Annotated in this window: 30 protein-coding genes; 1 reads left to right on the top strand and 29 read right to left on the bottom strand. The window is 45.5% G+C overall.

Features of this window, described 5'->3' with window-relative positions; all coding sequences use genetic code 11:
- Positions 1-64: 64 nt before the first annotated feature.
- From BW928_RS01540 to BW928_RS01485, 12 genes are all read right to left on the bottom strand, one after another.
- Positions 65-589, bottom strand: a complete 525-nt coding sequence (locus BW928_RS01540) for a D-Ala-D-Ala carboxypeptidase family metallohydrolase (protein WP_200800819.1) — start codon at positions 587-589, stop codon at positions 65-67.
- A 30-nt stretch (positions 590-619) separates the two neighbouring features.
- A complete protein-coding gene (locus tag BW928_RS01535) occupies positions 620-1,075 on the bottom strand; it encodes an enoyl-CoA hydratase (RefSeq protein WP_076554466.1) in 456 nt (151 codons plus the stop codon).
- Positions 1,068-1,649, bottom strand: a complete 582-nt coding sequence (locus tag BW928_RS01530; protein ID WP_076554465.1) for a DUF4376 domain-containing protein — start codon at positions 1,647-1,649, stop codon at positions 1,068-1,070. Before BW928_RS01530 ends, BW928_RS01535 begins: the two co-directional genes overlap by 8 nt.
- Positions 1,649-3,058, bottom strand: a complete 1,410-nt coding sequence (locus tag BW928_RS01525; protein ID WP_076554464.1) for a tail fiber protein — start codon at positions 3,056-3,058, stop codon at positions 1,649-1,651. The genes BW928_RS01530 and BW928_RS01525 overlap by 1 nt, the downstream gene beginning before the upstream one ends.
- 20 nt (positions 3,059-3,078) lie before the next feature.
- Entirely contained in the window at positions 3,079-3,660 is a 582-nt protein-coding gene (locus BW928_RS01520) for a phage tail protein (protein ID WP_076554463.1), read from the bottom strand.
- Positions 3,653-4,792 carry a baseplate assembly protein gene (locus BW928_RS01515; RefSeq protein ID WP_076554462.1) on the bottom strand — a complete coding sequence of 380 codons (1,140 nt, stop codon included), beginning with the start codon at positions 4,790-4,792 and terminating at the stop codon, positions 3,653-3,655. Before BW928_RS01515 ends, BW928_RS01520 begins: the two co-directional genes overlap by 8 nt.
- A gap of 24 nt (positions 4,793-4,816) precedes the next feature.
- Entirely contained in the window at positions 4,817-5,179 is a 363-nt protein-coding gene (locus BW928_RS01510; protein WP_076554461.1) for a GPW/gp25 family protein, read from the bottom strand.
- Positions 5,180-5,267: 88 nt separating this feature from the next.
- Entirely contained in the window at positions 5,268-5,813 is a 546-nt protein-coding gene (locus BW928_RS01505) for a phage baseplate assembly protein V (protein WP_076554460.1), read from the bottom strand.
- Positions 5,810-6,883: a phage late control D family protein gene (locus BW928_RS01500; RefSeq protein ID WP_076554459.1), complete on the bottom strand. Its 1,074-nt coding sequence runs from the start codon at positions 6,881-6,883 to the stop codon at positions 5,810-5,812. Before BW928_RS01500 ends, BW928_RS01505 begins: the two co-directional genes overlap by 4 nt.
- A gap of 75 nt (positions 6,884-6,958) precedes the next feature.
- Positions 6,959-7,174 carry a tail protein X gene (locus tag BW928_RS01495; RefSeq protein WP_076554458.1) on the bottom strand — a complete coding sequence of 72 codons (216 nt, stop codon included), beginning with the start codon at positions 7,172-7,174 and terminating at the stop codon, positions 6,959-6,961.
- Positions 7,171-8,058 carry a phage tail protein gene (locus tag BW928_RS01490; RefSeq protein ID WP_076554457.1) on the bottom strand — a complete coding sequence of 296 codons (888 nt, stop codon included), beginning with the start codon at positions 8,056-8,058 and terminating at the stop codon, positions 7,171-7,173. Before BW928_RS01490 ends, BW928_RS01495 begins: the two co-directional genes overlap by 4 nt.
- Positions 8,058-10,841 (bottom strand): phage tail tape measure protein, encoded by a 2,784-nt coding sequence (locus BW928_RS01485; protein ID WP_076554456.1) that lies wholly within the window; start codon positions 10,839-10,841, stop codon positions 8,058-8,060. Before BW928_RS01485 ends, BW928_RS01490 begins: the two co-directional genes overlap by 1 nt.
- Before the next feature lie 36 nt (positions 10,842-10,877).
- Between BW928_RS01485 and BW928_RS01480 the strand changes: the two genes are divergently transcribed.
- On the top strand, positions 10,878-11,393 hold the full coding sequence (locus BW928_RS01480) for a hypothetical protein (protein WP_076554455.1): 516 nt from the start codon (positions 10,878-10,880) through the stop codon (positions 11,391-11,393).
- On the opposite strand, the gene BW928_RS01475 is transcribed toward BW928_RS01480, so the two are convergent.
- The 17 genes from BW928_RS01475 to BW928_RS01395 form a co-directional block, all read right to left on the bottom strand.
- On the bottom strand, positions 11,390-11,596 hold the full coding sequence (locus BW928_RS01475) for a GpE family phage tail protein (protein WP_078309890.1): 207 nt from the start codon (positions 11,594-11,596) through the stop codon (positions 11,390-11,392). The genes BW928_RS01480 and BW928_RS01475 overlap by 4 nt on opposite strands.
- On the bottom strand, positions 11,568-11,873 hold the full coding sequence (locus BW928_RS01470; RefSeq protein ID WP_076554454.1) for a phage tail assembly protein: 306 nt from the start codon (positions 11,871-11,873) through the stop codon (positions 11,568-11,570). Before BW928_RS01470 ends, BW928_RS01475 begins: the two co-directional genes overlap by 29 nt.
- A 106-nt stretch (positions 11,874-11,979) precedes the next feature.
- Positions 11,980-12,492: a phage major tail tube protein gene (locus BW928_RS01465; RefSeq protein ID WP_076554453.1), complete on the bottom strand. Its 513-nt coding sequence runs from the start codon at positions 12,490-12,492 to the stop codon at positions 11,980-11,982.
- 11 nt (positions 12,493-12,503) lie between these two features.
- Positions 12,504-13,892 carry a phage tail sheath family protein gene (locus tag BW928_RS01460; RefSeq protein ID WP_076554452.1) on the bottom strand — a complete coding sequence of 463 codons (1,389 nt, stop codon included), beginning with the start codon at positions 13,890-13,892 and terminating at the stop codon, positions 12,504-12,506.
- A 43-nt stretch (positions 13,893-13,935) separates the two neighbouring features.
- Complete coding sequence (locus BW928_RS01455) at positions 13,936-14,409, bottom strand: Gp37 family protein (RefSeq protein WP_076554451.1); 474 nt, start codon at positions 14,407-14,409, stop codon at positions 13,936-13,938.
- Positions 14,409-14,876 carry a gp436 family protein gene (locus tag BW928_RS01450; protein WP_076554450.1) on the bottom strand — a complete coding sequence of 156 codons (468 nt, stop codon included), beginning with the start codon at positions 14,874-14,876 and terminating at the stop codon, positions 14,409-14,411. Before BW928_RS01450 ends, BW928_RS01455 begins: the two co-directional genes overlap by 1 nt.
- Positions 14,877-14,879: 3 nt before the next feature.
- Positions 14,880-15,170, bottom strand: coding sequence for a hypothetical protein (locus BW928_RS01445; protein WP_076554449.1), 291 nt, complete (start codon positions 15,168-15,170; stop codon positions 14,880-14,882).
- 10 nt (positions 15,171-15,180) lie between these two features.
- A complete protein-coding gene (locus BW928_RS01440; protein WP_076554448.1) occupies positions 15,181-15,510 on the bottom strand; it encodes a capsid cement protein in 330 nt (109 codons plus the stop codon).
- A gap of 25 nt (positions 15,511-15,535) precedes the next feature.
- Entirely contained in the window at positions 15,536-16,465 is a 930-nt protein-coding gene (locus BW928_RS01435; RefSeq protein ID WP_076554447.1) for a hypothetical protein, read from the bottom strand.
- 25 nt (positions 16,466-16,490) lie between these two features.
- Positions 16,491-17,570: a hypothetical protein gene (locus BW928_RS01430; protein WP_076554446.1), complete on the bottom strand. Its 1,080-nt coding sequence runs from the start codon at positions 17,568-17,570 to the stop codon at positions 16,491-16,493.
- 223 nt (positions 17,571-17,793) lie between these two features.
- On the bottom strand, positions 17,794-18,153 hold the full coding sequence (locus BW928_RS01425) for a Mor transcription activator family protein (protein WP_076554445.1): 360 nt from the start codon (positions 18,151-18,153) through the stop codon (positions 17,794-17,796).
- A gap of 21 nt (positions 18,154-18,174) precedes the next feature.
- Positions 18,175-18,648, bottom strand: coding sequence for a gp16 family protein (locus BW928_RS01420; RefSeq protein ID WP_076554444.1), 474 nt, complete (start codon positions 18,646-18,648; stop codon positions 18,175-18,177).
- 76 nt (positions 18,649-18,724) lie between these two features.
- Positions 18,725-18,958 carry a hypothetical protein gene (locus BW928_RS01415; protein WP_076554443.1) on the bottom strand — a complete coding sequence of 78 codons (234 nt, stop codon included), beginning with the start codon at positions 18,956-18,958 and terminating at the stop codon, positions 18,725-18,727.
- 19 nt (positions 18,959-18,977) lie between these two features.
- Positions 18,978-19,598, bottom strand: coding sequence for a DUF3164 family protein (locus tag BW928_RS01410; RefSeq protein WP_076554442.1), 621 nt, complete (start codon positions 19,596-19,598; stop codon positions 18,978-18,980).
- A 26-nt stretch (positions 19,599-19,624) separates the two neighbouring features.
- Positions 19,625-19,873, bottom strand: a complete 249-nt coding sequence (locus tag BW928_RS01405) for a hypothetical protein (RefSeq protein ID WP_076554441.1) — start codon at positions 19,871-19,873, stop codon at positions 19,625-19,627.
- A 9-nt stretch (positions 19,874-19,882) separates the two neighbouring features.
- Positions 19,883-20,098: a hypothetical protein gene (locus tag BW928_RS01400; RefSeq protein ID WP_076554440.1), complete on the bottom strand. Its 216-nt coding sequence runs from the start codon at positions 20,096-20,098 to the stop codon at positions 19,883-19,885.
- A gap of 9 nt (positions 20,099-20,107) precedes the next feature.
- On the bottom strand, positions 20,108-21,235 hold the full coding sequence (locus tag BW928_RS01395; RefSeq protein ID WP_076554439.1) for an ExeA family protein: 1,128 nt from the start codon (positions 21,233-21,235) through the stop codon (positions 20,108-20,110).
- Positions 21,236-21,243 lie beyond the last annotated feature (8 nt).

Genomic DNA, 21,243 nt, shown 5'->3' with positions numbered 1-21,243 from the left:
AACATTGTCATACCGACCGTCTTTTCTTTTTTGGCTAAAAAGCCAGCTTTTTCTTGTCTTTAAGTCATTTTGCACCTGCTTGTAGACCTTGCAAATACACAGTTTTACCTCCTCTTTTTACAGCGGTTAAAATTTGATTTCTTTGATTGCGACCATCTTTTTTAAAACCAATATGCACCCATGCCCCATCACCACGGCTTGGAAATTCCAAGATTAACTGGTCAAAGGCAATCAACCCCTTATCTCTCATTTCAATAATTTCTTTGGCAAAAGCCCTTGAGGTAAAACCTGTGGCATCGCAATCTGCCGCCAGTCCATATCGATGTGCTGAAGTTTTTGAGCCACCCACCAAGCGATTGACCGTCTCATTTCTAAAGCAGGAAGTAACGATAATGCCAATCGGTCTTTGATATTTTTGATTAAGATAACTGCGGATTTTTTCAAGCTGATTTGCTGTATATTTAATATTGGCAAGCTCAGCTTGGTTTGGTATGTTTTTAATACCATTGCGGCTTGCGGTCTCGCTGCGTGTCATTTCACGATAGCTAAAATTCGGCGTGATTTGTATTGGATGGTTTGAATTTGACATTGAAAACTCCTAAATAAATTAAGGTTAAAATCAGTTATCTAAAATAGATAAATGACGGGCAATTTCGGCAAGCTGATTAGGGCTAAAGCGAAAGCCTTGATTTGACCCAAAAATGGCGTTATAGCACCACTCGGAACAAAAGAATTTATCTGCATTTTGAGGCAGTCCAACCACACAGCCTAATGCCCCAAAAAGGTCATAACCTAAGCCGTGATTTTGTTTGTAATAACGGATAATCTGTTCGGGCAAGACCCCATCAAGGGGGATTAAGTCCCATTTGTCGGGATTTAAGGGCATTATTTTGGTACGCACACCGCCTTCGCGAATGCTTGATGAATAGCACCGATAACGACCGTCAGGTAAGGCGATGGCAATCTCGGTGTGGCTGTATTTGCCACGAGTGAAAAAGCGTGTAATGCCATCATATAGGCGATAAGTGAGTTTGTCGCTACGCCCACGATAACAGGCTAAATAGACTTTATTCATTGATGGCTCCTTGTTCATAAATTGCTGTCCAGCCAGCTGAATAGTCATATTCCAAGGGATTGTCCGAAGCCAGCATTGCCAAACGATGCTTTTCAGCATTGGCAAAGTCGGCTTGTTCAGCTTGTAAAATCGTCATCGCCAGTTCGCCCAAAAGTGGCTTGGTTAATTTAACAAAGCTGTTATCCATCGTTTTCCACATAAGCTCTGGCGGCAGCTCTGGCAAAATCTGCAATGCCAAGTACTGCGTGCGAGAGCTGTCGTCGGTATGAAACCATTTTTTGACCGATGGCAGATATACCCCGCCGCGAGTGATGGCGTGGCGTTTTTGTTTGATGGCTTGCCAGATTTGGGATTGGTGCTGGGCTTTGATGATGGCTGGATTGGTTTTGCTATTACCAAAGACAAACTTACCATCAATAAAGCGAGTATCCCCCTGATGGTTTTGGCAAAACTCGGTATAATCATCATCACCAATGGCAATAATTTCATCTTCTGATAAATCATATAAAAACAAAAAATTACCATCAATCCAATCAAAACGACCCTCGGTATCCGTTAAGCGAATATAATGCATCAATAACCCTCCACAATCACAAATAAATCAATATGTTCAGATTGACCGCCATGCGTTCTTGTCATATTTAACCAAACATTGCTTTTATTACTGCCTTGATGACGAAACGCCCAAGCCACTTCTTGTTCGGCAGCTTCCGCTGCAAATTCAACCGATGAAGTGGCATTGCCACTTCGCATTATTTGGGCTTGTACAGATAGGACTTTATTTGGCATAGCCGTCCATAGAGCAATCGGGATTTTATAGGTGGGAACGTGGTGATTTTGATAGTCCACTGCATTATCATCTCGCCCAAACCAGAAATCCCTGAAGTGTTTCAAGTGGAAATATTGCCTAATCAGACCATCGGCAGATGCCACCACTTGACCTGCCATCTCTATGGTGTTGGTTGTGCTGTTTGGCACTGTTGCTTGTGCGGTGATGGTGCGATTAAACTCTCGCACAGTTGCCTTGGTCAATACAGTCGCCAAACTTACATTGCCCGACCCATCAAAACTCACATTGCCCGTTACCGCACCAGTTAGGCTGATGGTGCGAGCGGTGGCTAGGCGTGATGCACTGACGGCGTTACCATTGCTGGCAAGTTTGGTATTGTCATAAATGATGATATTTTGGCTACCGTCAAACGCTACGCCATTAATGGTGCGAGCGGTGGCAAGTTTTGTGGCACTTGCAGCGGTTTCTGATTTGCCAAGTTTGCCCGTCTCTAGGGCTATAACTTTGTTATGCACCTGTCGCACAGCAAAAGGCGTGGCAGCCTCATAGCCTGATGTTGAGGTATGGTCATTGTTTAGCCGTGTTATGCCATAGACGGTGGCACTGGCGGTTGGTATGTCTGTAATTTGACTCCATGGATGGCTGTGGCTGGCATCGGCAAGTGCTGGTTTATTTTGGATATTTGCCCAGTCTAGGCTGATGCTATCAGCTGCTGCTTGGGCGGCGGTTGCCAGTTTATGCACCTCTCCTAGGGCGTACTCTGTGGCTGCCTTGGTGCTGTCGGTGCCATCTGTCTTGTTTGACAGCATGACAATGCCCTGCGTGGTGGTGCTTGCCTTGTCAATCTCATGGCTGTGGGTATTAGATATCGCCGTATTGGTGCTGTTGGCGGTGATTTTGCTGGGTATGCCAAGCGAAATCATTCGAGAGGAGTTTAGCTGACCGCCACCCATCAGTCCTTGTCCTGCTAATATTGTGGTGGATTTGTCAGTTTTTTGACCAGTCAAATTGCTGATGCTTTGATTGACGCTGGCGATGTCTGCTGCCAGCTTGTTTTTTAGCCATAGCGTGCGGTTGGCAAGCTGTCTTGGAGCTCTATTATCAACGCCGTTTTCGCCACCCATCACAGGGTCTGATGTCTCAAGCTGATAAATACCAGCTTCCCAAGTGGAGGTTTCTTGTAAATTTGCCATATTTTTTCCTTCTAAGTCAGTTAAGCTGTACCACGCGTGTATCTGCCGTCTCGGACAATTTTGCCATTGTGCCTGATGCTTGCCTGTGTAAAATCAAGGGCGGACAAGATACAGCGAGCAGGAGCAAAGGCTGATAGGGTTTTACGAAGTAAATTAGCCTGCTCAATTGTAATAGGCTCATGAATGATGATGCGGTAATACGCCCAGCGGTCAGAATGTCCGTAATTGTAAGCACCATCTCGCCTTACAATCTCACCATTGTGTCTTTTGTCGCCAAAGCCCTCAATGATTGTGGCATTGCCAAAACCCAGCCGTCTAACAATCTCCTTGACCGCCCACGGCGTGCCTTTGTAGCGGTGCAAGTCATACGCCCCTTTAATAAGATTTCGCCGTGCTTCATCACTCTCGGCAAGCCAATAACCGTCCACCCCTGCGACACTCATACTGTCTGCCAAAATGGGCAAATGCGTGCTATCAACAAGGTCAATCAAGCGTATCAAGAGCTTGTCAATCGGCAAGTCATCAAGCGACAAGCTCAAATCAGCAAGGGCGGTAAACAGCTGCTCTTTGGCAATCGCATCGGCATAAATGAGCCTATCCATCTGTTTGCTCCACAATGCGGATATTGATGTGATTGCAAATAGCAACGGTATCATCGTTAATATTTGTTAGGCTTGGGCTAATCAGGCGTACATCATAGACCCCAGCGACCTGCAAGGTTTTGGCGATGTTAAGTGGCACAATGTCTTGCCCAAGTTGGCTTTGGGCTTGTTGTTGATAACTCTCAAACGCACTTTTGGCATTTTCTAGGATTTCATCAGTATTCGTTCCTGTAAAAGTTATTAGCTCGGCATTTAGGGTAAAATTCACCACCTTGGCAGAATTGACCGTTACCGTATCGCACAAGGGGCGTACCTTTTCATCATTTAAAGCCTTATTTACTGCACGGATAAGATTGTCCGAGACTGGCATTGTTCTGCCAAGCAAATGCACCGCCACCGTCCCGCCAATCGGCTGCCCCTCACGGTCTGTTGCATTGCCGACATAGACATCAATAATCTCTTGGCTGACCGAGCGAGCAAAATAAGCATACGCTCCTTTTGAGCCTGCATTGCTAAACCGCTCAAAGGCAAGCATAATCCGCTCACGGTAGCTGTCGTCATTTTCCACATCTGACCCATTTTGGCTGATGGTGATATTTTTGACGGATATGGCAATGGTCGGATGTGGGCGAGTTGCCAGCGTGTTGATTTGCCCCACGGCATAGCCATTGCCCACTGTGCCTGCTTGGGTACAAGTGGCATTTAGACAAATACTTGGGTTGTTTTGGGTAAGCTGTCCACCCTCTTTGGCAGCAAAGGCAATATTACCTGCCAAAACCTGCGTGCCTTTGGCGATTTGAATGGTTAAATTGCCAATTTCAGAAGGACTAACACTAAATTCCAACACCGTATCCGCAGGCTGTGCGTTCAGCCGATGTGTGCCAAAATCCGCCCCTGCCACATCAAGCATCAAGCCTGTAGCATAGGGAATGTGCTGCTGACGGTAGGCTTCATTAAGTTGTTTTCGTAGCAATAACTCACGATAAGCAAAGGTGTTAATAAGCAAGCGTTCAATATGGGCAGGTTGTAGCACTTTGCCTGCACGGTTTTCGTAATCTTTAATCGTTTCACTTAAAATCGTGCCAATGTCATCGTTCACGATTTTTAAGTTTTCTCGTTTTGGTAATGCCACGCTTACGCCCTCATGGTTATGCCGTTAAAGCACAAAATCGCTTTTATAAATCTCACCTTTGACACTGTCCGCCACTTGCCAATCAATTATCATCGTCAAATGTGGTGCAGCTCCTGTAAAATAAATGTCTTTAATGACCACTCGCTTTTCCCAAGTTTGCACCGCCAAATGCACCTCTCGCACCATATTAGGGATAAGAATGTCGGTCGGTGCATCAAGATAGTCCAAATGAGCTGAACCAAAGGTGGGACGCAGGACATCAGAGCCTTTTTTGGTGGCAAGGATAATATCAAGGCAGCGAGCAATGTCCAAGATGTCAGCAATCGCCGTACTGTCAGGCGATAATTGCCAATGCCGATGCTCTTTTTGGTGCTTTGTGGCGGTCATAAAAATACACCCAAATTTGACTTGGGTGTATTGTATAAGATGACAAACGCAGGGTCTTTTAAAGGGTTTTAAGAAAAATCTGGATAAGTCAAGGCATATCCGTTCGGCTATTGCCAGCGGCAACACCGCCGTGCGTGTGTTTTTTAAGGCTCGTGCCATTTGCAATCACATCATTGCCCGCCCTAACTGAACCAGCAACATTCATATCGCCTGTACATTCGGTAATGGGTGTATCTAGTTTTACCTGCTTGGCAGATTTAATCAGTACATCACCACTCGTCTCTACAATAATTTGTCCATTTTGGCGGTTATGGCTGATGATGGTATTGTTGCTAAATCGCTTAATCCACAGCTCGCCATTGTCAGTAGGCGTGGTGTCTTTGTCATTATAAATCACGCCCAAAACCACGCCACCATCACCACTTGCATTCATCAGGCAGACACAAGTTTCTCCCACATCAGGCAAGGCGTAGAACTGATTGCCACCTGCCCCCATGCTAATCACAGGCAGCCAGTCGCTTATCATGCCACCCAAGGCATTAAAAATAACTTTCACTTTATGGCTTTTTGGGTCAATTTGACCAACTTCGCCAAATTGGAGCGTGGCGGATAGGTTGTTGTGGGTATAATTCATTGGGGTTTTTCCTGTTTTTTATCTGTTGCTGGTTTGTCTTGGGTATCGCTTGCCCTTGGGTCAATATATTCAAGCATTTTAATCTCAATTGTGGTTAAAAAACCTTGGCTATTTAGTATATGGCGAGCTTGTTTAATCAGATATTTGCCACTAAATTTACCAAAATCCTGCACCAAAATCGCCTGTCCTGCCACCAGCATGGCATTGCCAACCAGTTCAATTTCCCCTGCGATTTGCTCATCTGCTTGATTTTGGGCATGGGCATTTGCCATTGCCGCCACTTCACCATCTGTGGCATTGTTGGGAGCGGTGATTTTCAGGGTGTCGGTGGTGGTAGGTTTTGCTCCTTTTCTTTTGGGTTTGGGCTTGGCGGTTTTGGTGATGGTTTGTTTCTTTTGGGTGTTGTAGGTAGAGACTTGCACCTCGCTTGGCATATCTTTGATAACATCACGAAAACGCACATCAATGACTGATGTTTTGTCCAGCACTGCCACCGCTTCGTTTTCGCCAAGTTTTTCATTGTCATAAAAGACCAGCGTTTTATCGACAATTTTAAAACTATGACCATAAGTTTTGGCAAGGCGAGTCAAAAATTCCACATCTCGTTCTTGGTACTGAGTTGCTGTGGTAATTTTAATATCACGAATCTGCCCTGTTATCGACAAATTGAGGCGTTTTGCCACTGTGCGGACAATGTTGGCAAGCGTGGTGTCTTTATAAACCTCGGCTTGGTTTGTACGATTGGCTTTGCTAATCCCTGTGGAGAGTGCCTTTAGTACGACAACAGATGGCGGATAGCGATATTCAATTTCGCTAATCTCAAATCGCCCAAGGACAATCAACTCATCCATATCATCAGCAAGCAATAACTCCACGCCGTCGCCATTGTCAGGATACCAATCATACAACCAGTCGTCATTCACATCTTCAAGGGTGATTTGTATCTCATCTGATTGGTCTGACAGGTAGTCGGTATAAGTAATTTCCAACAAATATGGCGTGATGGCGTTTGTGATGTCTTTTTGCTCATAGATGACGGCAAATTTCGGCTTGTCGGTGTTTTGTATCATATTCTCTCCTGCTGATAGTTACAGAAATTAAATGGTAGTGCTAGGCAGGCGAACGCATTGCCGTTAATTTCAAAATTATCTAAACCAAGGGGGTAAGTTGGTATTTTTGGCTTGCGATTTTTGGATAATTGGTACAAGCACCATCGTGCCTGCTGCCAAAGTTTCCGACAGAGCAAGCTGTGGATTGGCATCAATAATCCGCCCAATCTCGTCCACCGTGCCATAATAGCGATGGGCGATTAAATCAAAGCGGTCGTGCTCATTACAAGTGTGGATTAGTACACTACTCATCTAAACAGCCCCTTTAATGGTTTTTTACTGGCAATTTTTGCGGTGAGTTTAGACACGGTGGATTTGCCAATGCTCATTGCTCCCATTGCCCCTGTAAAGGCGGTCTTTGCCTGTGTCAGATTGCCACTTTGCACCGCCCCAATGCCAACGCCCACCTTGCCCAGCGTATCCGCTACCGCACCACCAAAACTACCCACACCACCAAGCCTATCAGCATAAGCGGACAGTGCAGGAATGTTTGATAAACCCTTAACAACAGTTGAGCCGTCTGACACAATCTCTGATAAGGTCAGAGCATAGCGTGCAGGGTCGTTTGACAGCTCACCAAGCAAGGCAAGTTTTGATGAAATGCCATTAAGCAAGTTTTCGCTGCGTGTCCACGCTCCAACATCCGCCATCAGGCTTGCCGTTTCTATGTCAATTGGGGCATTGATACTGTCATCTTTGAGCGATAATAACGGCACGCTGTCGCTGGTGGCGATGGCTGGCGTGGGATTGGGGGCGGTAGGGTCGCCGATAAACTCAGTCAAATCCACATCGATGTCCATCGCCAAAGTATCGCCTGTGTCATTTTGGGCGGTGGTAGTTACGGACAATCTACCAATGGTATAAAAGCCCATCATCTGCCCAGAGCCTGTAACCAGTGCTTGGGCATCTTGTGAAACAAAGGCTTGGTGCAGCACTTGATAACTTTTGGCGACATCGCCAAGCCGCCAATGCAGGCGTAGGCTAAATTTGAGCTTAGCAAGCAACAACCCAAGTGCTTGTGTGCGTGGCTTACCTTGTATGACTTCGTGATGGGCAAATTTGGCATCATGCGTCATGGTTAAAGTAGTGAAACTTTCGGTTATCTCAAAGGGGATTTCACCCAGCATTGCATACATCAGTAAGCTCTCCTAAGTTTGTCCGCTTGCATACGGTTAAACATTTTTTCAAATTCGGTTTGGGAGAATTGTAAGGCTCTTTCAATTTTGCCCATATCACCCCCATTTGCATTGATGGTGGGATTAAAATAAATGGTGATACTGCCTTGATTTTGGGCATTGGCGTTGTTGGCATTTGCCATTCTTGCTTGATGCTCGCCCACACTTGTACTGATTTGGGCGGATAAGTTGCCCATTTTTGCCCCAAAGTTTGCCGTAACGCCACTTGCCACTTGTCCAATGGCGGACACAGGTCTTTGACCACCTTTGTTAATGCCAATCGCCAAACCCTCAGACACCCACGAACCAAACTGACGAAACACACGGCTGGGGCTGTTGATACCAAGCATTCTTTTAGCGGTGCCAGCGACATTGCCAACCGTACTACTGATAGCCCCCACAACCGCTCCTGCCATTGATTTGATGCCGCCAATAAGCCCTTGAATGATATTAACCCCAAAGGTGCGAAAGCGTCCAACAAGCCCACTTAAAAATCCCCAAACGGCAGAAAAAGCGGCAGCAAAGGCAGAAACAGGGCTAAATCCACGAATGATTGCCATCAAGCCTTGCACACCTGCCGACACCAGCCCTTGAATACTTGCCCACACCGAACCAATAAAGCCTGTGATACCAGTCCATACACCAGCTGTTACCGCCTGTACCGATGTCCAAAGACCACCAAACCAAGCGACGACACCGCCCCAAATACCAACAAGCCAGCTCCAAGCATTGCTTGCCCCAGTGGTTATTGCCGTCCAAGCATTACTTGCCCAAGCAGTAATACCCGTCCAAAGACCACCAAACCAAGTGGTAAAGCCACTCCAAATGCCGACCAGCCATTGCCACGCACCGCTTGCAGACTGGGTGATGGATTGCCAAAAGCCGATAAGTACAGGCTTGACCGTATCCCAATTTTTATAAATCAGATACGCCACGCCAGCGATTGCCATGCCGATAAGCACAATTGGATTGGTAAGCATTGCTCTGCCTGCAATAGCAATCACTCGCCCAACCATCATAAAGGCTTGAGCAGCTTTCATACCCACACCAACAAGCGATGAACCAAACAGCCTTGCAAATGTCATGGTTTTGCCAAGTACCGACACAAAGCCTGCCACCCCTGAACGAATGAGATTAAGCCCACCTGTGAACAGACTAATCGCAATACGAGCTTGGCGTGCCGACAACCCAAACAATCGCAAGGCAGAGACAGCTCTACCCATTTTAAGCAGCCCAAATGATGCCGACAGCAGTTTTACCGTGCCAGCTGTGCGAACGCCTATCCCCATTACACTCAGCAGTCCACTTGATAACAAACTGAATACAAATCGCACACCCAAAGAACCCACTTTAAAGGCAAAAAGAGCAGCCCCTATCTTAAAAAGTGTGGCAACAAGCTCAGGATTGGCTTTGGCAAAGGCGATGACTTTTTCAATGACGGGCTTTAAATCATTAACCAGCCCATTTAGGGCAGGCAACACCACAGAACCTACAGTGATGCCCAAAGCAACCATCTGACCCTTAAGCGTCTGCAAGTTATTGGCAGTGGTTGCGGCTCGTGCCTCGTACTCGTCATTCATTGAGCCTGCGTATTGCGTGCTGTCAGCAACCTTATTTAGGTTATCTTTTAAGGTGTCTAGCTGTGATAATAATGGGGCAATAGCCAGCAAAGACTCGCTACCAAATAGCGACTCAAGCACTTGCCCCTGTTCATACTTTTCAAGTTTTGAGATGGATTCTAGGACTTTAAGTGTTGTACCTTCTGCATCTTTTTGCATATCTTTGGCGACTTGTTCTGAATCCAGTCCCAGTTTTTGATAAGCAGCCCTTTGTGATTTGGTGGCATTCTCACCTTTTCCTAACGCCAAAAACATATTTTTAATGCCCGTGGCGGCAATTTCTTCATTAACCCCCATGCCACGAATGGTCGCACCCACCGCAGCAATCGCTCCTGCCGATGAGCCAGCCACTTCACCAAAAGCACCGACACGCTGCACGATGTTCATGATGCCTTGGGCGGCGGCAGGTGTGTTATTGCCCAAATAATTGATTTGGTCAGCAAGTTCCACTACCTGCGTTTGGTTCATGCCAAAGGCGGTTCGCATTTCAGCCATTGACTGACCTGCTTGCTGTGCCGACACATCAAACGCCACGCCCATTTTGACCGCATCGTCAGCAAATTTCATCAGCTCACCTCGAGCGATATTTGACTGACCACCCAATGCAACAATCTGGGCAATATCATTGGCGGACATAGGGCGAATGGTGGATAGGTTTAGGATTTCATCAGACAGTTCTTGAAATTGCTTTTTGGCAATCACAGGATTGTCGCCGAAATCCACCACTTTTTTGACATCTGCCATCGCACTTTCAAAATCAATGGCAAGCTTGACAGGTGCAGCAATCGTCATGCCAGCTCCAACCAGCCCCATGACTTCGCCTTGCATGTTGGCACGAGCCGCACGGTTATTTTCTAGGCTGGTTTGAATACTTGCTTGTTTAATGGCATTGACTCTAAGACCTTTCATGGTGCTGCCAAGCTTATCATACTGACGCTGCAATTTTGACACGCCAGATGAAGTGCCTAAGCGGTCTATCTCGCTTTTTAATCGTCTTTGCTCATTGCCCAGAATGTTTGAGCTACGGCGAACACTGTCCAGCCCACCCGTCAGCGTTTTTAAGGCACTTATCGCCCCGCCAATCATCGCAGACGCACTGATAACAATTGATAATTCGGTTGCCATAGGGTAGAATAATCCTTAATGATTAAGGGAGAATATATGCCAAAATTCAAAAACAACAACCCAGCATTTGACGATGTGTGCATTTATGGTTGCAGCATCATTGGTGGGTTTTTGTCATTTGGCTGCACTCTTTATGGGTTGTATCATTTTTTGCCCGTGTGGTTTGACAGTTTATTGGCATTTGTTTTATTAACACCCTTTGTCGTTCTCATTACAGGCCTTTTGGTAACAGCTGGTATGCTTGCAGGCATGATGCTTGGGACTTGTCTTTACCTCATTTGCACCAGCGTTTTGGGTCTGTTTTCTTTTTTGAATGCAATTCCCCAAAACAACCGAATAACTAAGAAAACCGCCAAGCCTATCAAGCCTACCAAAGAAAAAATTGAGCTGATTGTTGGGCTTGTTGTCATGGGCTGTACAGCAGCACTCATTGGTGTTGGTGTTTTTACAAGCGTGCCAAACGATGGCATCATCGCTGCATGGCTGATACTGACAGGGATGACGGCTTATATCGGTAATAGATATTTAACAAAAATCCAAAGTCAATCCTAGCCTCCACTCCGCCCATATCCTGCCTTGGCTTGGCGGGATAGTTGTTTTAGCCAGACATCAAACTCATCAAGATTAAGCTCATCGATAGCTTGCCCACTCCACCCATACCACCATGCAAGGTCAGCGATGGCATCATGGAGCTTATCCAGCCAATTTAGGTCAGGCTGACCGCCCTTAGCGTTCGCTAAATTTGCGAAAGGCATCTTGAATTTGCTTGTAATCCACTTGGTCTAACAAATCCAAATCTTCTGGCACAAGAGAAGTTAGGCGAGCAAATAACGCCAGCTCCTGCTCTATCTCGTTTTTAAGCTGTCCCACCGCTCGCAAATCACCCACTTTGGCACGACGCATTTTAAGTTCACTCACAGTCTCGCCCAGCCCGTTTTTAAAGGGATATTTCAAAGCGATGGCAATGTGCGTACCAAGCTGTTCTTGGACAAGATGGGCAGGGTTGGCAGTGTTTTGGTTTTGGTTTGACATAACAAACTCCGTAAATAAAAGGTAAAAAAATACGCTCATCAAACGATAAGCGTATTTTAAAAGGTTTGGGATTTTGGGTCTTTTAAAGGGTTTTAAGAAAAATCCTTTACACCCCCACCACACGGCGGAAACTTGCCAGCACATCAGTGCCATTTACACGATATTCATTTTTAAAGGCATTAAAATAAAAGATTTCTTTGCCATTTACAAGCTGTCTGACCTCATGGGCTTGAAAAGTGCTAGAAAACTCCGCCTTTTCTTTGGGTTTGTAGCTTCCCAAAGGATTTTTGGAGAATGTACCTGTTAGGATAGTAACGAGTGGCACTTCGGCAGCCAAGCCTTGTGCGTCATGCTTTTGCACATCAGCACGCACCATCAGTTGCACTGCTTTGAAAGGATGATAGACGGCGGCAAAGACATTTTCATAAAAGCTATTCCAAGTAATTTCTCCTTCCATCGCCTCCATACCACTTGGCAATTTAATCGTGCCGACCAGCCCAAGCCCTTTGTATTCATCTTGAGAGATTTCCACATCAGGCAGCTTGATTTCGCTTGCCTGCCCAAGCAGACTGTTGCCATTGACATAAATGTTGGCGTTAAAAATGGCGTTAATTTGCATTGTTTTTCCTCTTATTTTTTAGCAGTCAAATTGACAAGGTATTTTCTCGTCATGACGCTGGCGTTGGTAATGCGTTCGGCAGGCAGTTTTGGCGTGTAGTCATAGACAAGCGGAATTTGTCCCTTGCTAAATGCATCCACAAGGTCATATTCATAATCCAATGACACCGAGTAGCCAACAATGGATTTAAGCGTGCCAAGATAGGTGCGAATGCCCTCAATAAGACTATCAATCAACGCATCATCAATTGGTCTGTCCACATATTGCAATTCAAACTGGCGAATAGACTCATCAATAATATCGCCTGTGCGTTGTGCCACTTCAAAGTTTTTGATATGGCTGACCGATGGAAAGCACGCCAAGCGGTTGCCCCAAGCCCGAAAACCTGTACCATAGCTGTTAAAGACGGTGGTGATGCCTTTTTCGTTTAGGCGGTTGGTCTCGGACTGTGGGTCGTCAATGCGAGCGGTGAGTGGAATTTCTAGGGCGGTTACGCCAAGCAGCTCGTGGTTGGACTTTGAATGCCAATAACCCTTGTCCACATCTACTTTCATGCGTAGCCCTGCTAAATGCGTGGCAAGATGTTCCGCGCCAAGAATGCCCACCACATACGGATAGCACAGCTCAGCACGGTCACTACTGGTGTTAAAGTTAATCGCACCGCTTGCCCCTCGCCCTTGCAGTGCTGCCGATAGGCTTGTACCTTTGGGAGCGTTGATATAGGCAATGGCGTTTAATTTATTTGCCATGCTAATCATTGCCGAGCTTGCCGTGGCGGTTTGGTCATATTCAGGCACGATAATGATTTTGGCATCCGCCCCAAATTTACCAAAGCCCTCTGTTAAGAGTTCAAGCCCTGTGCGTTTACCACTGCTTACCACGAATCCACCCAAAATATCCGCCTCAGTAACTTTGGCAGGGTCGGTGTAGGTATAGCTAATCGTTGCAGAAACAGGCTGGACATTAAAGACAATCTCACCTGTCAGCGTATTGATGGTATATTGGCTCTCATTTAGCACCGTTTGACCATCCTTGATGATATAGCCCATTTGAATGGCAGGGTTGGTGGTTTTGGCGGTTAAGGTATTGACATCAACTGTCAAGACTTCGTCTGTGATGACCGTCTTATGGCGAGCAGGGTCGCAGACATTGACAACATAAGCAATACCAGATTTATAGCGTGTCCAGATATGAGCAGCATCAGGCAAGGTAAAGCCTGCTTTGGTGATTTCATCTCCACCAAATTTGGCAAAGTCTTTATTGGTTTGACATAAGGTTAGCACATTGACATCGCCAATGGGAGCCGTCCCCACAATGGCGGTAATCGCCCCATTGACGGTATAAACAGGACTAGAGCCACCGTCAATGCGACGGGTTTCGGTGCCGTGATGAAAAGACATAAAATACTCCTTTTAAGGGATTTTTGGTTTAAATGGGATTTGGTCAGCTTGCTGGTTGTCTTGTATGAATCTGCAAAAGTTTTGGTCGGTTATCACTCTGACAGACTTCCACGCTTTGGGTCTCGGTGCGTACCTTTAATTCATATTGCCACGCTCCGCCATCTTGGTGTAGGTATCGTTCGCTTATCAGATGAATTTTGTTGCAATGCTTGGGACGAAAGCCTGTGATGACCTCTCGCACCTTATCCAGTAAAGCAATCGCTCCTTTGTCATGATGGACACCCCGCCCAAAAACTGTCAGCGAAAAAGTCAATCTACGAGTTTGGATAATGGCGTGTGTATCATCTGTCATCTCATAATCCGACCCCTGATAACCAATCAGCACCGCACCAACAGCGTGAATAAAGCGATAAGTGGCAGGATTGTCAGGAAACAAATCTACTTCCACGCTGGGCAATTCTTGTCGCAACTTTTCTCGCACGCTTGCCAAAATCACCAAAGTAATGCTATCTGTCATCAGTAACCACTCCAATCCAGCTTACCACGAGAACGCACTCGGTACGCCCCTCGTTCTTTGTGCAGGGCGTTTTCATTTTTAGCAAGGTCGGTGGCAAATAGGTGCATTTTGCCAGTTTGAACAAGATTTAGCATTTTTAAAGCATCATCATAGGCAGTCTGCAAGGTTTTTGGCATTTCACTGGCGTTAATCCGCCGCTTATGTAACCAATATCTAGCAATGTCGCCACACCAAGTATTTAAAAGCGTTGGCACAGACTGCAAAGGCAGAGCATAACGCCCCGCCAAATAGCCGTCCGCCACTTGGCAAGCGTGGCTGATTGCCTTATCCACCACCACCCAATCAGGCTCCAAGCCTTGATAATCATAATGGCTTGTTAGGTCATCACGACTAAGCTGGATAAGCTCTACCTTGCTACACAAGACAACCATATCTTCACGGCTGACATAAGGGGCGGTGCGGTTCATTGATTAAGCCTTTTTGCGTATGGATTTTTTAGGTTCAGCAGTTTCGGTGGCAGCCACTTCATCGCCGAGCGTATCGCCATGAGCAGTTTTCTCTACTTCAGTGGCAGCTTCATCAGGTGCTGGCTGTGGCTCAAAAACAGGTTCTTCTGGCGCTTTATTGTCAAGGAGCGTGGTATGAGCAGATATTTCGGCATACACATCGTCAGCCAAATCAATGATTTGACCTGCTTCAATGCGTACCAGCTCGCCATTTTGTTCTAGGATTAAAGGCGTGTTTACTTGCACTTTTTTCATTGCTTTTTCCTTATCTTAATAGGACTTTAACAGGTTCATTTGCACCACTTGCCGATGACAGGGCAAGAAATTGCCCTGTTTCGGATTTGATGGCACAGCCTTGGGCATCGCTTGCAACTTTATCACCCATTTCAATTACGCCGCCAGATTCCACCACGCCCACACCCAAAATTTCTACCGCCACGGACTCACCAGCTTTTACATCCACAGGGACAATGCCAAAAATAGGGTCATCGGCTGTGGCTTGTCTGCCTTTTGCACTGACAAAGCGATTGCCGATAAGTTCGCTCATCGCCAGCATAGTAACAGCAACGATTGCTGATTTGGTTGGATTTGCCATTGTTGCACTCCTTATTTTTTAAGCCTTAAATCACATTTTCAAACAAGAAACCGCACGCACCGCCCACGACAGCAGACTTACGAATATCGGTATAACGCACATATTGCACCTTACCGCCCACAGCATCATATCTGTCCACGACAGGTAACCCGCGGCGGCGGAAAGTGTAGCCAAATGCAGACTCACCTTCGTCATTGCCATCTGGCACTTGGTCTGGGCGGACAATCAGGCTGGCAAAATTCCCCCAAATCGGTTTGGTTTGCTTGCCACCTGTAGGGATAGACACCGCATTACCAACTAAAATTTCATCAAGCTCAAGCAGTTCTTTGAGTGTGTTGATACCAAGCAAAGGCTTGTTGGCACTGTCGCTGATGAGTGAGCGAAGTTTGGCATTTCGGCGGATTTGCGTATAAACCTGTCCACTTAGCACCAGCGTCTTCGGCGTTACGCCTGTTGCACTTCGTACCTGCTCTTTGGCATCGTCAATGATTATTTGAATGTCGGCATCATCGCTCGTCCATTTTTCGGATGCAAAGTCCTTGCTGTGGGCGTTGGCATAGACCGATTTTGTTTGGATAAGTCTTGCAATTTCGGCTTCTTGACGAAGTTGCACACCCTTCACCACACGGCGTGTGGCTTTGGTATATTCATCAAATTGACTCTCGTGTTGCTCACGATAGTCCACACCTGCCGCCAAATCGTGTTCTTCTAGCACCACAGACATTGTGGTGGTTTTATCCAGAGTGATGATGTTGCTTGCTGCACCGACCGCTCGCTCGGTTTCATACTCCACCAGCGAACCCTTGCCAAAAATCGGCACTTTAATCCCTTCTTTATCAATATAAACCACAGGCATAATCCGCTCGCCAATAAAATCCGACTGCATATAGCCTACGGCAAGATTGGTCAAAACTTCATCTTTGCCACGCAAATGCTGTAAATGTGTTGCACTCATCATATACTCCTAAATTATTCTAAAATTAAGCTGTACGGCGGGCAGCTTCTTCATAGCTGATGTTTTCATCTTTCATCAAAGCGGTGGCTCGCTCGTGATGGCTTATATTCTCGCTAAAACTCACCGTGTTTTTGGTTACTTTATCGGTCAGATGCGAATGCTGTTTTGGCAAGTTGCCCAAAAATTCTTTAAAGGCGACCGCCAGTGGCTTTTTGTCATCACCTTCACCAAAGTCAGCGGTAGTATCGTTTGGAAATTCGGCAAAGTTTAACACTTGGGTCAATAGCTCTTTGTCGCAGGGCTTAATTCTGCCATCTTTGACCAGAGTTTCGGCAAAGTTTGCATTTTGGGTGCTGGCAAGCTCTCGCTCTTTTTTGGCTTGCAGGGCTTTAAACTTGGCAAGTTCAGCTTCGGCTTTTTCGGCTCGTGCCAACGCTTCGGTTACATCTTGGTTCATTGTATTCTCGCTTTGGTTGTTGAGATTTGGGGTGGAATTTCGGTCATCGGATTTGCCTTCACCATCAGTATCGTTTTGTGGTGGGGCGTTGGTGTCCATGCTTGGATTTGCGGTATCGCCTTGATTTGCAGGCAGCTGACTTTCACTAAAATTAAAAAATCTGGCAAAGATGCTTTTGATATCAAAGACAAGTTTTTCGCTCTCAGACAGCTCACCAAAGCTGACAATACCATCGCTGTTGTCATGAAAACTCACAGGCGACAAGCCTTTGACCGCAGGAGGCAGTGCTCCCAAAAACCCAATGTGGCGTAAATACCAATTAGCAGGCTTAGGGTTGCTTGGGTGTTTGGGCGGGTAGAAACTTGCCGAAACTTTTTTGTAGCGACCTTGTTTGACCAATGCTACAAAACCTTCGTCCATTTCGCCAAATTCTGCGTACAATTTATCACCTTTGACAGATAAGGATTTGACCCAGCCATACGCGGGGGCGTTGTCATCAGGGTGTCCGATGACGATGGGAGCCTCGTGAAAGCTCGGATTGTAGCCATTTGCAATGGCATTAAGGTCGTCAGGCGTGATGGTAACTTCTTTGCCTGAGTTATCGGCTCGTGTGCCAGCGATAAAGATTTCTTGTTGTATGGTTTGCATAAAATTAACCCCATATTTTTGGGTTATTATGCACAACTTGTCATGATTGGTCTTTTAAAGCGTTTTAAGAAATTTCTTGGGAAATTCAAAGATTTTAATAGAATTTGAAAATAAGCGATTTAAGGGGTTTTTGGGGCGTGTTTGGGCAAATATGGGGATTTATAACAAGAAAGGTCTTAAAAGCGGTTTTGACCGTTTTTGACCGCCTTTTATGAGGCATTTGCTAGGTGTTATTCTTGTCTTGGTCATCCCACAGGCAAAATTGACGGCTGCTTAATTCAAATTGGCGTTGCTCTTTGATAATGGTATAAATGCGTTGCAAGGTTACGCCATACTTTTTGGCAAGCTCATCGTGATTATCCCCTGTAAATTCCTCATAGATGGTGCGGTTGCGACGAGCAGCCTTGCCAGAGATATTTTTTGGAATGTACAAATTCTCACCGCCAAACTCATCAAGCACAGTGTCGGTACTCTCTTCGGCAATGGCAGCTGCTTGTTCTTTGTTTACGCCCTGATTGATAAGGGCATGGTAGATGATGTCGTACAGGGCTTGGCTAAATTCATGTTGGCGAGATTTGCTCATAATTATATTCCTTTTGGCTTGTTAGTGAGGGTTTTGATTTTGCTTTTCTAGTCGCTTCAGCCAGTTTTTTAGCCTTTCGATGATATTGCTGGCTTGTTTGCTGCTTAGGTTGTCTATGGTGGTTTTGGTTTGATTTTGGATATAGCTTGTCAATGCTTGCTCGCTTGGATTTTTAACGGCTCCAAGTTCGTATAATTCCAGCCAAAGATGACGCATTAACTTGATTTGCTCACCAATTTCAATGTCATATTTTTCTTTCATGGGTTTTTGGTATGCCAATTTGGAACGAACCGTAAAGCCCAATGCCTTTAACCTTGCCAACACCTTGTTTAATTCGCCAATATTCATCGCTTTGGTGCTGGTTTTGCCTGTCATCGATATAAGGAGCGAGCGATAAGTGTCATCATCAAGGCATAGTTTGCTTTTGCCGATATGAATCAGCTGAATCAGCTTAGGTTTGTTATATTGGCTTTTAGGGTATGATTTGTTTTTCATAAGTTTGCTCCTTTGGGTGGGCAATGCTGCATATACACCATTGCCCTTGGCTTAGTTTGATTGGCACGACCTTTATTTAATGATTATTTTCATGGCACTCTTGGATAAATGCAGCGATAACAAATGTGGCAAATACCACGCCAATGGTCAAAATTGCCACTAATACACAGGTGGCAAAGATGCCAATCACAGGGGAAATGTACGCACCGATGCTGGCGATGGCGATTAAGATGAGTAAAATGACAAATACCAACATGGCTGCAAAGAGCGTGGCTAGATGTGTGGCTTTTTGGGCATTGGTTGCATGCATAAGATACTCCTTATAAAATTTATAAATTGGCAAAATCAAGGCTGATTTGGTTGTATTTGCCGTGTTCATCTCGCTCATAAAAGCGGATATATTCTTTTGATGAGATGACTTGAGTGGCATCACTAATCGCTTGCATTGCTTTTTGCCATTTTTCATCAACAATGTTAAGACTGCGTAAGGACAACACACGGCGGATATTAATTTTGCCTTCTTTATCCACGGCAAAGGCATTGTCAATGATGGCTTTGACATTGTCATTACTATCAGCTGTCCAATCACGCAAACATTCATCAATCAAAGATTTGGCAACTTGTAGGCGTTCATCAAAGACCAAGTTGTCAGAAATGGCAATTTGTACTTTGTATTTACCATCAAAACTTGTGATGGATACATTGCCTTTTTTGCCACCAAGCACCGTGTCATATTCTTGAGCAGAGATTTGCAAAAAGCTGTTAAATTCATCAAATACAATATCTTTAATGCTCATGATGTGGGTCTGTAATGCTTTGGCATGATTAACAAGCTTATTGACTGTTTCATCGCGAAGCAGGTCAATTTCTTTAATTTTATCGACAGGGATTAAGTGTCCTTTGTCATTTAGGCGGTAGCCGTCTGGGATTGGGGTTTGGGTGTCAGTCATAAAATACTCCATAGCTTTGGGTTAAGTTAAGTTAATTCAAGATAACGACATTGCAGGGTGTGAGCAATCATAAACAATCGCATTTTTAGCAAGTTATCGTCATTGTCTTTATTAAGTTCAAATAAATCATCTTTGGCAGTCATAATCGCCTTTGCCAGTTTTTCTTTGTCAAGCTCGCCGTTATTGATTAAGATTTTGATGGCATCATCAAGCAGCAACATGGACAAAGAATATTGGGCATCGGTATTATCATCAATGTGTAAAATCATTGGCATAACACGCTCCTAAAATGCCAGCGTAAACAACAAGCCAACTCCAAGCACAATCATAGTCAAGGCAAGTAAGGCAATCCACACCAAGTGGCGGTCTTGACGGTACTGTATGCGAACAATGTCCATATCCATTTGTGCCAAACGCTGTTTTTCGTGCTGTAGCCACAGGTATTCGGACGCCGATAAGTTTGGTTGGTTGTCTTTGCGGTAGGATTGTTGAGTGTTCATTTTCGCTCCTTAGATACTTTTAATAATGTCGCTATCAACGGCGTCAAAACCCAAATAGACGGTTTCGTTCATCGCATGGGCAACAAGGTTATTTACCGCCAAAGGGTACAAAAGGCTATGCTCGTGCATACCTGCTTTGCTGCGAGATTTGACAGTCAGGCGTTCGCTGATGGCATCAAGAGCGGACTCATCTAGTATGCGTTTAATATCACCTCCTGCTCGCTCAAATTTATGCTTTAAATAGCTTGCAAGCTTGCCATCGGTCAAAGGCTCTAAGGTGGCGATTTCACAGCGTTGCACCACTTCTCGCACGGTAGGGTTATTTTCAGCAAGTTTGGTGGCAAGCTCAGTTTGTCCAATCAGCACAATCCCAAGCAAGCGGTCAAAGCCTGCTTTTAGCTCATAAAAGCGTTTTAGGTGCTTTAAGGTGGGAATGGGTAAGCCGTGAGCCTCCTCAATGACAATCAGATGGCGATTACCCGCCTTGTGGCTTTCGGTTAGAGCCTTGTGGATTTGGCGAAAGCGAGCCTCTGGGCTTCTTTTTGGCTTCTCACTTGGGGCAACCGCTTCTAGAATGCTTTCTGCAATATGTACTGATTTTAAAGTTTTGCCCTTGATGTCATTATCCTCCATCGCCAGCACATACGGCTCAATGATGATGGTAGATTTACCGTCTTTTAAAATTCGGTCGTGCAAGTCCTCTCTCAGGGTGGATTTGCCAGCACCTGATTCACCAATAACTGCAAGAAATCCGCCGTTGCTTGCCACATCATACAGGCGTTCACGGATATAGCGGACATCGTCGGATTTAAAAATATCGTCCGATGAGCGGATTTCGTCATCAAAGGGGTCGCAACTTAGCCCAAAATGGCGGCGAGTTTGGGGGTTTAGGGTGGATTTTCTAAGCAACATAAATTCATCCTTATCTTGAGTTTGGGGTTTGGTTTGGGTCAAAATGCTAGGCACGCTGACCTTGTTTTTTATAAAATACTCGGCAAGATTTGCCTTAAATGCCACAGTATTTTTGCTTGGAAAAGTGCCATGAACCACAGCATTAACAAGGGCGGTTTTGCTAATGCCAAGCTCGTTTGCGATGGTTTGGTAGGACTTGCCAAGCTCATTAAAAGCGGTTTTCATTAGACTTT

Source organism: Moraxella cuniculi DSM 21768, assembly GCF_900156515.1.
GTDB lineage: Bacteria > Pseudomonadota > Gammaproteobacteria > Pseudomonadales > Moraxellaceae > Moraxella > Moraxella cuniculi.
This window is presented reverse-complemented; position numbering and strand designations above follow the sequence as displayed.